We start from the raw sequence: 12,966 nt of genomic DNA, 5'->3' as shown, positions 1-12,966 counted from the left end.
TTATATTTACCATTTCTTGAAATTGATTCAGAACTACAATGAGGGCATACTTTACATTTAGAAAATCTAAACTATTTAACTTCTTCGCATACTTGTCCTACTTGAGAACCTAATACAAGAAATTCTTCTAAGTATGATAATAATTCTTCTACTTGGTTTAATGGTAATGTTTGTATATCTGTTAATATAGACTTTATACTTGGCATACTATAACCTCCGAACATTTATATATTCATATTATATCCCATATATAAAAAATATCCATTTTCAACATTGATTTAAAACATAGCCTTAAATAAAAATAATAGATGTCTATGATTATAAAATAAAAATAGGCATACCTTTAATAGTTCTAATATATATGCCTATTTCTATTTACTTTTTAATATTATCAACTATTTTCATCCTATTTTAAAAATAGTTATTAATATGTTTCTATAAATACTTCAAAGTATCCTTGTGGGTGTACACATGTTGGACATACCTTAGGTGCTTCTTCACCTTCATGAATATGACCACAATTTAAACATTTCCATAGTACTTTTTCATCTTTCTTAAATACTTTTCCCTCTTCTATATTTTTAGCTAATTTATTATATCTAGCTTCATGTCTTTTTTCTACTCCACTTATTCTCTCAAAAGTTTTAGCTATAGCTTCAAACCCTTCTTCTCTCGCTATCTTTGCAAATTCAGGGTATAATTCTGTCCATTCTTCATTTTCACCAGCAGCAGCCGCTTTTAAGTTTGCCATAGTATCTTCATGGAATGATACTGGGTATGCTGCTGTTATTTCTATCATTTCATCTATAAAATCTTCTTTTAAATATTTATAAAATTTCTTAGCATGCTCTTTTTCTTGTTCTGCTGTTTCCATAAATATGTTTGATATTTGAACATCCCCTTGTTTTTTTGCTATGCTTGCATAATATGTATATCTTGTTCTTGCTTGACTCTCTCCTGCAAAAGATTTCATTAAGTTTTCAGCTGTTCTTGTTCCTTTTAAACTTTTCATAAGTCCCTCCTTTAATTAATTTAAGTTTATAAAGATAGTAGCATTAAAAATTTTATAAATTCAACAACTAATTTACATTTTTTTACATAATAATTTGTAAATTTGTATTAATATGCATAGTTATATATCAGAATATATTAAATATAAAATGTTTAACTTTTATTAGATTTAATGTTATAATAAAAATAAACTTGAAATGGATAAATTGTATAATTGTAGTACTCCATACTTTTCCTGATAAAACACACAGAAATTAACTAGTTGTACCAGTTAATATAAGATACTTTAATTACATTTTGTGTACTACATCTATAAAACCTAATATTATATAAAAATCAAAAATAATTAATAAAAGTCCCTTAATAGCAATGATAAAAATATCAATACTTTAAGGAGCTTTTATTAAATTACATTTTTTGATGTACTTGATTATCTCTGCATACTTGATCTATATACATATCTTTTTCTACATCTATAAATACTTTAGCTATAACTTCATAAGCTTCTGCCCATGCATTTAAAACATCTTCTGTTGCTGCGTCTCCTAGAACTTCTTTTATTGCTAATAATAAATTTTTACCTACTACTGGATAATGCTCTGGTTTTACATTTGAATTAACATGAATATTTCCTATTTTCTTTGCCGCTGGTAATAACACCTCTAAATTATCTATATTTTGAGCTGCTGCTAGTATTGTCATTGCTAGCGCCTTTGGTTGTTCTCCAGATTCTTGTTTATCCATATTAAACATTTCTTTTACTTCTGGATTATTCGTAAACATTGTTTTGTAGAAAGTTTTTGTTATTTCTAATCCATGCTCCTTTAATACCGGCACTGTACTTTTTACTATCTCTATTGTTTTTTGACTTAACATACTTACTCTCTCCTTTTTAAATGTGCATTTTATATACACTTTTTATTTATTAAAAATTTACCCAATTATTTTTTATATAAACATTTTTTAAAAGTAATATATTCTTTATTCTCAATTCAATTGCAATTATATCTTTATAGTTTTGATTTTGAATATAAAGTAATAATACTTAAATATAATAATTATTATTAAAAATAACTTTATATATAAGTTAAAATAAATAATTAATGGAAAAGCAATCATTATATCTGCAAAAGTTGATGTATATATCTTTTGCTTTAAGGTCATGGACTTATTAATTATAAAACCTTCTAAATAATTTTTGTATATTTTGCTAGATTTAAACCAGGTTTCAAATTTATTTGACCCTCTAGCAAAACAATATGATGTTAAAAGTAAAAATGGTACTGTCGGTAATATAGGAAGTACTATTCCGATTATTCCTAATAAAAGAAATATAAACCCTGCAATAACAAATATTATTTTTTTAATTCTCTTCATAAAACTCTCCTATTTTTTAATATGTATTCTATATACCCTTTTTAAGTTTTAAATAACATATAATTTTTTAATTATAATTTATATTGTATCTAACCTAATATAATTTATAATAATATATAATAATCAACTTATATTAAGGAGAATTTTATGTATTTATCTAAATTTACTGATTATAGTTTTAGAATATTAATTTATCTAGGCAATAACCAAAATAAACTTTTTACAGTAGATGAGTTATCAAATACACTTAATTTGTCTACTCATCATATAAAAAAAATAATTTATAAATTAGCTAAAAATGGATATATTTTATCTTCTAAGGGAAGAAATGGTGGTATAAAGCTAGGAATGGACCCCCAAAATATAAACTTAGGTAAACTTCTTGAAATAACAGAAGATAATTTAAATATTGTAGAATGTTTTTCTACTGATAATAATACTTGTAACCTTAATAATTCTTGTAAATTAAAACCAATTATAAATAATGCTTTAAGTTCATTTATAATTGAATTTTATAAATATACCCTATATGATATCCTTTAATATATTAAGACATTATATCTATAAGATGATATGAACCCTTTATGACAAAAGTTTTATTGTTTTAACTTTCTATCACAAAGGGCTCATATCAAAATTAGTATAATCTATTTATAATTATTTTTATAAAAACCGTGCTCCGTTACTTGTGATACGGTTCACCACTATTTATTCTAAATGTTATAATATTCATATCATTCAAATTTACATTTATCTTATTTATTTTAACTTATTTTTCTGATTGTGTGCTAAATGTGTGTTAAATAGCAAAATAAAAGGAACTACCAAACTATAAAGTCTAGTAATTCCAACTATTCTACGTTTCCACGTTTATGTATTGGTGGAGATGAGGGGAGTCGAACCCCTGTCCGTAAGCTTTTTCCTCGTTGCGTCTACGTGTGTAGTCATCTGCTTTATAATCTCGCCGCAGATAGCGTCCAGTGACAAACTCTATCCTTGGCCAGCCTCAGTTAGTCCGCTTTTAGTCGAGACACCCTAAAAGTAGTTCCCTGCATGAATGATGTCCAGGCCTAACCGGCAGGAGGGCTAGGCGGGACAAGCAGCAATTAAGCTGCTAAAGCGTAATTATCGTTTGCGTTTATTTTAAGTTCCCCAGTTTTTACGTGACCCAGAGTAACACGACACGCTGCCCCAAGTTCCGAACCCACGTCGAAACCTTTACACCCCCATGGATGTTTAAAGTCATTGAGACTGATTTTATACCGCAAACTTTTTTCTTCACCAAATCATATTAAGTTTTTATTTTTATATCTAAAAGGTTATGTCAAAATTGGGACACCCTTTATTATCTTGTATTAATTCTTTGTCTTGCTGTATATATAATATATTACTTTTTTAATCTAAATGCAACTAAATTAATTTGCTAATAGAATTAATATTTTCCAGTCATTTCTCTCTCTATTCTTCTTTGTGCATCCTTCTTAGCTAAGTCTTGACGTTTGTCATAAAGTTTTTTACCTTTTGCAAGACCTAGTTCAAGTTTTACCTTACCATTTTTAAGGTACATTCTTAAAGGAACTAAAGAATAACCTTTTATAGTAGTAGCCCCTATTAGTTTTCTGATTTCATATTTATGAAGTAATAATTTTCTTGTGCGCAGAGGATCTTCTTTATAAAAGCTGTTTCCTTGCTCGTATGGACTTATATGAACTTGTTTTAAGAAAACTTCAGAATTATCTACAGATGCATAACCTTCTTTTAAGTTAACTCTACCTGCTCTAATTGATTTTACTTCTGTTCCTTTTAATTCTATTCCACATTCATATGTGTCTTCTATGAAATATTCATGTCTAGCTTTTTTATTTGTAGCTAATGTTTTTTCTCCTGCCATACTCTCACCTTCTTTATTATTATTTCATTTTAACAAGCATTAGTATACCATATACTTTCATAAATCTCAATATTATTGCTAAATCTTTCTAGTCATCATATCTACAAGTCTTATTATATGGTTTTTACCAAATTGCTTGGGAAATATTATTAATATTGTCACAAATCTTCCTATTATAAGATAATTTAATGATAAATCCATTTTTATCTTCTATAATACAGAACCATTTGTAAATCTCATTAATATATATATAAATATCTTATAACAAAATAAATATTAACAATCTTATTCTATCCATTATTTTTAAAATAAAACTCTAATTATATTCTATATGATTTCCAATTTTTATATTCATTATTAATACTATAATTTATTTCTTTATATTTTAAAACTAATTATTCCCTATAAATAAATTAAAATTTTTCTTATAAATATAATCTTTTATTGTAACATTCTCCTTATCTTTACAATATATTGTTAATACAAATATAAAAATAGGGGGTCATCTATGTTTAGTTCATTATCTTTATTACCAGCTCTAGATGCTATTTTACTTGTAAGCGCCCTTTCTATGGATGCATTCGTTGCAAGTTTTGCATATGGAACAAGTAAAATTAAAATTCCCTTTAAATCAGCTATAATAATTAATATTGTCTGCTCTACCATTTTAGGTATAGCTCTTTTTATGGGCAGTATTATTAGTAACTTTATTCAACCTGCTTTTACTACAAGTATTTGTGTTACTGTGCTTTTAATGTTAGGCTTGGCTAAATTATTCGACAGCACATTAAAATCATTAATAAATAAAAATTGTAACTACTGTCGAGATTTATCATTTAGACTTTTCGATTTTAAATTTTTTCTTAGGGTTTGTTTAGATAGTACTGAAGCAGATGCAGATCATTCTCTAGAACTTTCTCCTAAAGAATCATTTTCTTTGGCAGTAGCCCTTTCTCTCGATGGTTTAGCTGCTGGATTTAGTACAGGTTTGTTGTCAGTTAACATTATTCAAATCATACTTTTTTCTCTTATTATAAATATGATTGCTGTATTAGCTGGATGTTTTCTCGGAAATAAAGTGGCAGAAAGATCAGATTTGAATTTATCATGGTTGAGTGGAGCAACTCTTATTTTATTGGCTTTTTTAAAACTAAAATAGATATTAATAAAATTAAATATTTTTATAAATTAAAAAGCATTAGAAATTCATAATTAAAATAAGAATTTCTAATGCTTTTATCAACAATTTGTATTATATTGAAGATGGACTATTTATTGACTATATTTTAAATAATGTAGCCTTTTCAACTATTATATCTTTTATTCTATCATTTGCTGGCCCTAATAAACCTCTTAAAGAAGTTAACGGTGTTGCACCTGGGAATGTTTTATTTACTTCCTCTATATAAGATTTATTTAATTCAGTTCCAACATTTATTTTTTTCATGCCATCTGATGCACAACGTTTCATATCTTCATCAGATACTCCTGTTCCACCATGTAGTACTAGTCCTACACCATTTAAGTTATCTCTTAATTCATGCATTAATTCAAAGTTTATATTTGCTTTTGACTTATATTGTCCATGAGTAGTACCTATGGCAACAGCTAATGCATCTACTCCTGTACTATTTACAAATTTACATGCATCTTCTAATTTAGTATAAGCTGCGTCACTTTGTTCTACAACTACACCTTCTTCTGCTCCGCCAATAGATCCAACTTCACCTTCTACTGATACGTTTCTTGCATGAGCATATTCAACTACTTCTTTTGTATTTTTTATATTTTCATCTATTGGAAGTGATGATCCATCATACATTACTGATGTATAACCACAATCGATTGCTCTTTTTATAGCATTTATATCTTTACAGTGATCCATATGTAAACATACATCTATACTAGATCTTTCTGCTAAAGATTTTACTGCAGCTATTAAAGTTTCAAATCCTATGTATTCAGCTGTTCCTAATGATGTTTGTATAATTATTGGTACATTAATTTCTTCTGCAGCCTTTATCATTGATGGAAGCATTTCAAAACAATGTAAGTTAAATGCTCCGATTGCCCCTTTACCTTCATTTTGTTTAAATAAATCTGTTAAATTTTTATACATAATACTCTCCCCTATACATTTCCTCTGACAACATCTTTTGAAATTTTCATCATGTCATCGATTTTTACTAAATAATATTGTATTTGTTCATCATCTTTATTTATAGCTGCTTCTTTTCTTTTTGCATTGTATATATTAAGAAGATTTGTATATGCCTTACCTATAGTCTTTTGTAAACTTAAGCTTTCTTCATAATATTTTGCAGCTTCATCATAATCAGAAATTTTATAGTAAATATCTCCTAATTTATTAAGGATATTTACCCTTGAACTACCTTCACTATTTTGTAAATCTGCTTTTAATTTTTCTACACTTTCTTTTAGTTCTTCTATATTTAATGCTTCTGTTTTAATATTTTCTTGTGAAGTCTTTTTTTCTTTTTTTCTACTAAACCAACCCATTTATATCACCTACATAAATATTGAGAATAGTGGTTTTAATAACCATCCATAGAATAATCCAGCTGCTATTGTATCTACATCAGTACATGTAGTATTTATAAATCCTATATCTCCTAACATTGGAGCTAGTATTGCTGGTAATAATGTTATAAATAAACCATGTGCTATACCTGATATAATACAACCTCTTTTACCACCTGCTGCATTACCAAATATACCTGCACAACCTCCTGCGAAGAAGTTAGTTAACATACCTGGTAGTATCATTGGTAATCCAAACATTGGGAATAAAAACATCCCTAATATTGATCCTATAGTAGTACTTATAAACCCTAATATAACTGCATTTGGAGCATATGGGAATAATACTGGACAATCTAGAGCAGGTACTGCATCTGGAACTAATTTCATTGCTATACCTCTAAATGCTGGAACTATTTCAGCAAGTAATAAACGAACCCCTGACATTAATACATATATACCAACAACGAATTGCATAGCTTGTAAAAATGCATGTATTACATAGTTAGTCGATCCACTAAATTGGGCACAGAACTCTGGTCCCGCAAATAAAGCTGTTACTATATATAACGGAACCATTACTACCATTACAGAAAGATAAGTGTCTTGTAAAAATTCAAATGCTTTTGGTAATTGAATATCTTCTGTTGATTTTGATGGATCACCTACTAATTTAGATATCCATGCTGTAAATACATAACCTATAGTACAGAAATGACCTAATGCTATATTATCATTCTCATCACCAGTTATTTTTCTTATCCATGGTTGAGCTATAGCTGGCATCGCAACTGCAAATATACCACCAACTAAACCACCAACTAATATTAATGCTGGTCCTCTAAGTCCTACATAATAACCAAACACGCCACATATAGTTGCCATCCATAATAAAGCCTGACCTGTTAAGAATATATATTTCCACTTAGTAAATCTTGCTATAAGTATATTAAATACGAATATTGCTGCTAAAGTTAATGCTATCTCACTACCTAATCCTAAATCACTCATGGCTTGACCATTTATAGCTTCAATAGAAGGTACTAAACCTTGCATTCCAAATCCTGCTGTGAATATTTGTCCAAAATAAGTTAATGTTTCAACAATTATACTAGATCCTGCACTTAAAACCATGAATCCTAACATAGTTTTCATAGTACCTGATACGACTTGTCCAAAAGGTTTCTTTTGTAAAATTAATCCAAGCATAGCTATTAATCCTATAGTTACTGCTGCTTGAGTTAAAATGTTATTGATGATAAAATTTAGTGCTTGCATTTCACTCTCCCCCTACTTTTCTAGAATTTATACTTCAACATTAAACTTTCTTAAAACTGGTACTAATTTTTCTTTTATTTCAGCTTTATCTATTAATCTATTTAAAAATATCTTTTCTGCATCTATACTATATTGCTTGAATTGTGGTTCGAAGTTTTTACCAGATATTATAATGTCAGCTCTCATTCCAGCTGCACTAGATATATCACAATGATCTAACTTAGCCTCTACACCTAAATCTTGTAATACACTCTCAACACTCATTTGACAAGCAAAACTGCTACCTAAACCTGCTCCACACACCATTAAAATATTTAACATTTTAAAATCCTCCTAAAAATTTAAGTATTATATCTATGAAAAACTAGCTTAATTATTTTATTAATTCTAGTAATTCTCCTATATTTTGTAACTTTGCAATTTCTTCTATTTTTCCATTTTCAACAAAGCTAACTATCATTTTTAATATTTCTAAATGACTATTTCCATCTACTGCTGAAAAACAGATCATAACTTTTACTGGTCCTGTTTCTTCATCAAACTTCACTGGTTCTTCTAATGTAATTAATGAGAAACCAATATCAATTGCTCCTTTTTCTGGTCTAGCATGAGGTATAGCCAAACCATCTGCAATAACTATGTATGGTCCAAACTCTTTTATAGATGATATAATTTCATCTACATACTGAGGATGCACTTTACCGTTATCAACAAGAATTTGTCCACCTTGTCTTATTGCATCTTCCCATCCTTGTGCTTTAACATTTAATCTTACATTTTTTTCATTAAATTCTATCTGAAACATGAAAATTTCCCCTCTTACTTCTGAAATTCAAACAGTGTCTTTATTTTTACTAACCTACACCGTTAATATCATTATTTTCTATTAGATCATTAATAAATTCATTGTAACTTATACCTTTTATTAGTTTATTAACACCTGATTTTACAATAAGATAATTATATAAATTCTTAAATATTTGCTCCCATTCATTAATAAATCCTTTTGATATATTAAGAAGTAAAACTATTTGAACTTTTTCTTTATCCCAAATTATCGGCTTATCTAATACTGCAACACTCACTGATGCTCCACTCCCATTTAATTCTAAAACATGAGGCAAGGCTACTAGATTTCCTAATTCTGTTGTAGACATTCTCTCTCTTGAGTATACAGATGCCTTCACTTTTTCATCCATATATCCCAAATCAATCATCTTATTTGTTAAAATCTCTAAAACTTCATCTTTGTTACTAGCTTTTAACTGTTTAAAAAATAAATCTTCTTTCAAAATTTCCTTATAATCAGTTGCTATTTTTTCTTCACCTAACATAATGTCTTCTATTTGTTGAAGATATTTAAATCCTAAACTTAACGGTACCTCTATAATCTTGTTAGACTGAAACTTAGTTATAGGTACTGTTGTTATTACAACATCAGAATTATCAAGCATAGTCTTATCAAAGTCATGTAAAGAACTAATATTTAAAATATTAACTCTATTATCGAAAAATCGTAGTATTTTCTCTTTTATTAACATAGCTGTAGCTATTCCAAAGCCACAAACTATCGTAATATTCTTGACTGACTTTTTACTGTTAATTCCAACCCTCTCAAGTGCAGCTCCAAAATGAATTGCTAAAAGTCCAATTTCATTTTCATTAACTGAAACACTGTACTCTTGTTCTAAAACCCTTGATGCAATTATTCCTAACTCAAATGCAAAAGGGTATGAACTTTTTATAGAATCTAGAAAATCATTTCTAATATTCATATTAAATTTCATTCTATTCAAAGCTACATTTAAGTGGACTGCTAATCCATTTACTAACTGTAAATCTTCAAATAAACTTATTCCTATCTCTATTTTTATAGTTTTAAGAATTTTATCAATCACGTCTTTATATTCAAAATAATTACTATCATCTTGATTTGAAAATTTCTTACTTGATACCAGGTGTTGGGCTAAGTAATATATTTCATCACTAAAATCTACCCTTACTACTTCGCCAATTCTTTTAACTATATCAGTTGCGATTAGATAGTCTTTTGTATTTTTTAGAAAATCCACACTAGCATTATCAAATATTACCGTTTGATTATATTTATATCTTTTAATCATAATTAAAACATGTACTAAAAGATTTTTAAAAGATATATCTGTAAGGTGTACATTGTATTCACATAATACACTTACTAACACATTTTCTGTTATTTCCAATAGCTCTCTAGAAAATATCTCATTGTAGAATTCAACGTTTTCAAGGTTAACGATTTCCCTTTTGTTGAAAATATAATCTGCTATACAGTATCTAATATTTGACTCTTTCCCTTTTATAAATATTCCTTTGTTATGATTTATAACTATCTTTAAGTCAAATCTAGATAAGTGTGTATTTATACTCGCTATATCTTTTTTTAATGTAGATGAACTTATAAATAATTCATCACACAGATCATATGGATTAATTAATTTATTTTTATCTTTTAAACTACTCATTAGTAACTTAGAAATGATATAATTAATTCTATCTTCTGAATAAGTTGGTATTATATTAAGTTGTTCATTGTTTCCTTGCTTAAGTAGCTTTATCTCCTTTAAAAAGTAATTGAATTTAGCTTCATCTTCAACTTCTAGCCTATATCCCACTCCTGTGGCTGATACAATCTTTGCTCCGTTGTCATCTAAATATTTGTTCAATTCTTTTATATCAGATCTTACTGTCCTAGAAGTTACACCAAGTTCTAGTGATATTCTTTCCCCACTAATAGATTTTTGACAATCCATTAAAATTTCTAATATCTTAGCTACTCTCTTATTACTGAATAATGTCAACTTCTCTCCCCCTAATCTTATTGTATTACCTATAGATATTTATTAGGGCTATACATTTTCCTTAACAGTACGGAAATTTCCTCATTCACCTATATTTTTAATTCTTTCTATAACTTCTGTAAATGAAGGTATGGATACTTGTCCTCCCATCGTCTCCACTGAAATTGCAGATGTCATAGAGCTTATCTTTAAACTTTCTTCTAATGTATAGTCCTTAGCTAAACAATGAGCAAAAGCTCCATGAAAAATATCACCAGCTCCAGTTGTATCAACAGGTTTGCACTTAAAAGCTGGCATATGTTTTATAATATCTCCATCTTCATATAATAATCCTTTTTCCCCCATTGTAACTACAATCTGCTTATCATTTAACTCCTTTAATTTTTCAAAAACTTGATTAATAGAGTTAGCATCATAAATATGAAATTCTAAATTAGTATATTGTCTAGCAAAATCTTCAGAACATATCAAATAATCTACCTTACTTGCCAATTCTTTTAATTCTGGTTTATATGTGCCTGCATCTATTAAACTTTTAGCTTGTGGAAATAACTCTAGCATATCTAAAGATGCCTTAAGCTCATGTCCATCTACTAAAATAACATCTATGTCAGCTGGATATTCAAAATTTATTTCTTCTCTATTTGCTGGACAGTTAAAAATCGTCCTTTTTCCATTACTTAAATTAGAGACAACTGCACTAACAGAAGTATCTTGATTACAAATTTTTATATATTTAGTATTTACACCTATATCATTTAATCCAGACATTATCTTTTGGCCATATAAATCATTTCCTAGCCTTGATATCAGGTATGTTTCATTTCCCCATTTGGCATTTAAATATGCTGCATTAGTAGCTGGCCCTCCCATGCATTCAAACTTTTCAGTTACTCTATATTTTCTATTTTCAATAACATCATCATAAATAGGATATGTCATATCATACACACTTTGTCCTATACAGCATACTTTTTTCATATGATTTCCACCTTCCCTATTAAATCTCCAATTTGATTATTAATACTTTCATAATCAATTTTAGAATAATCTGTCACATCTATTTCAATTAAATCTCCTAATTGAAATTCTCCATATCCTCTAGTTTTACATCTATTAATGAACTCATCATGAGAAACTAATAAATCTGCTTCTTTACGATTTTTTAAAACATCACCTTTGTGATAAGAACTCATAATATGTGATAGATGGCGGCTCTCGTCTAAGTCTCTAGATAACTGCCTCTCATATAATACTTCTAAATCCCCTATTAATCTTATTGTAATTATTTTATAGTTGTACTTACTCGATAAATCTTCTATTATATTTTTTTGTTTTTCACTAAATGGATAATCTGAAATAATATCATTTTGTTCATCCATATTTTTTTCTATAGATTTATAAAACTCATCTCTACACCAAGCTATAATTTTATCTCTTTCTTCTAAATTGTTATAACCTTGTTTGTCAAAAGTTTCTTCTTTTATTTGATCTTGAGAAACAATACGGAAATAAGGAAATTTAGATAATATTTTATTGCACATATATGTTTTTCCTGTACCTGGATAACCAGCTAATAAAATAATTGTTTTCATCAGTTTCCACCTTTCATAATGTATATTTAAATAGTAGCACTAATTTATTACTAATTTAGACATACTTTTTCCGTATTTGATATATATTTATTTCCGTAATCAATTATAATGTAAACTTTTTTTATATTATCACTATATTTATTTTTTATATTTAAAATAATAAATTAGGATTATTCAGTATAATAATTTAATTTATACATCAATTTTATACAATATAAAAAGCAATAATTTTATTAATAAATCATTGCTTCTTAAAATCCTAATATATAATTTTATATTTATATTTATTAATATATATTAATTATGATATTCCTCTATATACTTTTCACAAGCAGTTGCAGCTATAGCACCATCAGCAACTGCAGTAACTATTTGTCTAAGTAATTTAGGTCTTAAATCACCTGCCGCATAAACTCCTTCTACATTAGTCTTCATA

At 27.7% G+C, this 12,966-nt stretch carries 15 protein-coding genes, 1 other RNA gene and 2 pseudogenes; 2 read left to right on the top strand and 16 right to left on the bottom strand.

Features of this window, described 5'->3' with window-relative positions; translation table 11 throughout:
- The 4 genes and pseudogenes from J7G74_RS12505 to J7G74_RS12490 form a co-directional block, all read right to left on the bottom strand.
- A pseudogene (locus J7G74_RS12505) lies at positions 1–206 on the bottom strand (IS1595 family transposase); the annotation flags it as partial.
- 218 nt (positions 207–424) lie between these two features.
- Positions 425–1,012, bottom strand: coding sequence for a rubrerythrin (gene rbr / locus J7G74_RS12500; protein WP_297135921.1), 588 nt, complete (start codon positions 1,010–1,012; stop codon positions 425–427).
- A 407-nt stretch (positions 1,013–1,419) separates the two neighbouring features.
- A complete protein-coding gene (locus J7G74_RS12495; protein WP_122641099.1) occupies positions 1,420–1,887 on the bottom strand; it encodes a globin domain-containing protein in 468 nt (155 codons plus the stop codon).
- 126 nt (positions 1,888–2,013) lie between these two features.
- Positions 2,014–2,388 carry a YbaN family protein gene (locus J7G74_RS12490; RefSeq protein WP_297135919.1) on the bottom strand — a complete coding sequence of 125 codons (375 nt, stop codon included), beginning with the start codon at positions 2,386–2,388 and terminating at the stop codon, positions 2,014–2,016.
- A gap of 147 nt (positions 2,389–2,535) precedes the next feature.
- Here J7G74_RS12490 and J7G74_RS12485 point away from each other — a divergent pair, with 147 nt between their 5' ends.
- The gene (locus J7G74_RS12485; protein WP_122641097.1) at positions 2,536–2,931 is read left to right on the top strand and encodes an RrF2 family transcriptional regulator; all 396 of its coding nucleotides are present in this window, start codon (positions 2,536–2,538) and stop codon (positions 2,929–2,931) included.
- A gap of 335 nt (positions 2,932–3,266) precedes the next feature.
- Here J7G74_RS12485 and ssrA read toward each other — a convergent pair.
- From ssrA to J7G74_RS12470, 3 genes are all read right to left on the bottom strand, one after another.
- Positions 3,267–3,616: a transfer-messenger RNA gene (ssrA, locus tag J7G74_RS12480) on the bottom strand.
- Between the two features lie 204 nt (positions 3,617–3,820).
- Positions 3,821–4,279 (bottom strand): SsrA-binding protein SmpB, encoded by a 459-nt coding sequence (gene smpB / locus J7G74_RS12475; RefSeq protein ID WP_187295433.1) that lies wholly within the window; start codon positions 4,277–4,279, stop codon positions 3,821–3,823.
- A 78-nt stretch (positions 4,280–4,357) separates the two neighbouring features.
- Positions 4,358–4,480, bottom strand: a complete 123-nt coding sequence (locus tag J7G74_RS12470) for a hypothetical protein (RefSeq protein WP_297135913.1) — start codon at positions 4,478–4,480, stop codon at positions 4,358–4,360.
- 307 nt (positions 4,481–4,787) lie between these two features.
- Between J7G74_RS12470 and ytaF the strand changes: the two genes are divergently transcribed.
- Positions 4,788–5,438 (top strand): sporulation membrane protein YtaF, encoded by a 651-nt coding sequence (ytaF, locus tag J7G74_RS12465; RefSeq protein ID WP_297135911.1) that lies wholly within the window; start codon positions 4,788–4,790, stop codon positions 5,436–5,438.
- Positions 5,439–5,558: 120 nt separating this feature from the next.
- Here ytaF and J7G74_RS12460 read toward each other — a convergent pair whose 3' ends face one another.
- The 9 genes and pseudogenes from J7G74_RS12460 to J7G74_RS16840 all read right to left on the bottom strand — a co-directional run.
- Positions 5,559–6,398 carry a class II fructose-bisphosphate aldolase gene (locus J7G74_RS12460; RefSeq protein ID WP_297135908.1) on the bottom strand — a complete coding sequence of 280 codons (840 nt, stop codon included), beginning with the start codon at positions 6,396–6,398 and terminating at the stop codon, positions 5,559–5,561.
- An 11-nt stretch (positions 6,399–6,409) separates the two neighbouring features.
- Positions 6,410–6,799, bottom strand: coding sequence for a tetratricopeptide repeat protein (locus J7G74_RS12455; RefSeq protein ID WP_297135906.1), 390 nt, complete (start codon positions 6,797–6,799; stop codon positions 6,410–6,412).
- Positions 6,800–6,808: 9 nt separating this feature from the next.
- Positions 6,809–8,098 carry a PTS sugar transporter subunit IIC gene (locus J7G74_RS12450; RefSeq protein ID WP_297135905.1) on the bottom strand — a complete coding sequence of 430 codons (1,290 nt, stop codon included), beginning with the start codon at positions 8,096–8,098 and terminating at the stop codon, positions 6,809–6,811.
- A 27-nt stretch (positions 8,099–8,125) separates the two neighbouring features.
- Positions 8,126–8,419 (bottom strand): PTS sugar transporter subunit IIB, encoded by a 294-nt coding sequence (locus J7G74_RS12445; protein WP_297135903.1) that lies wholly within the window; start codon positions 8,417–8,419, stop codon positions 8,126–8,128.
- A 52-nt stretch (positions 8,420–8,471) separates the two neighbouring features.
- Complete coding sequence (locus J7G74_RS12440) at positions 8,472–8,903, bottom strand: PTS sugar transporter subunit IIA (protein ID WP_297135900.1); 432 nt, start codon at positions 8,901–8,903, stop codon at positions 8,472–8,474.
- Between the two features lie 49 nt (positions 8,904–8,952).
- Positions 8,953–10,935, bottom strand: coding sequence for a BglG family transcription antiterminator (locus tag J7G74_RS12435; RefSeq protein ID WP_297135898.1), 1,983 nt, complete (start codon positions 10,933–10,935; stop codon positions 8,953–8,955).
- Positions 10,936–11,016: 81 nt separating this feature from the next.
- Positions 11,017–11,916 carry a carbohydrate kinase family protein gene (locus tag J7G74_RS12430; protein WP_297135895.1) on the bottom strand — a complete coding sequence of 300 codons (900 nt, stop codon included), beginning with the start codon at positions 11,914–11,916 and terminating at the stop codon, positions 11,017–11,019.
- On the bottom strand, positions 11,913–12,530 hold the full coding sequence (locus J7G74_RS12425; protein ID WP_297135892.1) for an AAA family ATPase: 618 nt from the start codon (positions 12,528–12,530) through the stop codon (positions 11,913–11,915). Before J7G74_RS12425 ends, J7G74_RS12430 begins: the two co-directional genes overlap by 4 nt.
- Positions 12,531–12,827: 297 nt before the next feature.
- Positions 12,828–12,966 (bottom strand): annotated as a pseudogene (locus J7G74_RS16840) (thioredoxin-disulfide reductase); the annotation flags it as partial.

The sequence above is a fragment of the Terrisporobacter sp. genome, from assembly GCF_017888745.1.
Classification (GTDB): Bacteria; Bacillota; Clostridia; order Peptostreptococcales; family Peptostreptococcaceae; genus Terrisporobacter.
Note: the sequence above shows the minus strand (reverse complement) of the source record. Positions and strands in the feature narration are given on the sequence as shown.

Excerpts from the sequence above, each read along its gene's own strand:
- rbr (WP_297135921.1), bottom strand. The coding sequence starts at position 1,012 with ATGAAAAGTTTAAAAGGAACAAGAACAGCTGAAAACTTAATGAAATCT.
- J7G74_RS12495 (WP_122641099.1), bottom strand. The coding sequence starts at position 1,887 with ATGTTAAGTCAAAAAACAATAGAGATAGTAAAAAGTACAGTGCCGGTA.
- J7G74_RS12490 (WP_297135919.1), bottom strand. The coding sequence starts at position 2,388 with ATGAAGAGAATTAAAAAAATAATATTTGTTATTGCAGGGTTTATATTT.
- J7G74_RS12485 (WP_122641097.1), top strand. The coding sequence starts at position 2,536 with ATGTATTTATCTAAATTTACTGATTATAGTTTTAGAATATTAATTTAT.
- smpB (WP_187295433.1), bottom strand. The coding sequence starts at position 4,279 with ATGGCAGGAGAAAAAACATTAGCTACAAATAAAAAAGCTAGACATGAA.
- J7G74_RS12470 (WP_297135913.1), bottom strand. The coding sequence starts at position 4,480 with ATGGATTTATCATTAAATTATCTTATAATAGGAAGATTTGTGACAATA.
- ytaF (WP_297135911.1), top strand. The coding sequence starts at position 4,788 with ATGTTTAGTTCATTATCTTTATTACCAGCTCTAGATGCTATTTTACTT.
- J7G74_RS12460 (WP_297135908.1), bottom strand. The coding sequence starts at position 6,398 with ATGTATAAAAATTTAACAGATTTATTTAAACAAAATGAAGGTAAAGGG.
- J7G74_RS12455 (WP_297135906.1), bottom strand. The coding sequence starts at position 6,799 with ATGGGTTGGTTTAGTAGAAAAAAAGAAAAAAAGACTTCACAAGAAAAT.
- J7G74_RS12450 (WP_297135905.1), bottom strand. The coding sequence starts at position 8,098 with ATGCAAGCACTAAATTTTATCATCAATAACATTTTAACTCAAGCAGCA.
- J7G74_RS12445 (WP_297135903.1), bottom strand. The coding sequence starts at position 8,419 with ATGTTAAATATTTTAATGGTGTGTGGAGCAGGTTTAGGTAGCAGTTTT.
- J7G74_RS12440 (WP_297135900.1), bottom strand. The coding sequence starts at position 8,903 with ATGTTTCAGATAGAATTTAATGAAAAAAATGTAAGATTAAATGTTAAA.
- J7G74_RS12430 (WP_297135895.1), bottom strand. The coding sequence starts at position 11,916 with ATGAAAAAAGTATGCTGTATAGGACAAAGTGTGTATGATATGACATAT.
- J7G74_RS12425 (WP_297135892.1), bottom strand. The coding sequence starts at position 12,530 with ATGAAAACAATTATTTTATTAGCTGGTTATCCAGGTACAGGAAAAACA.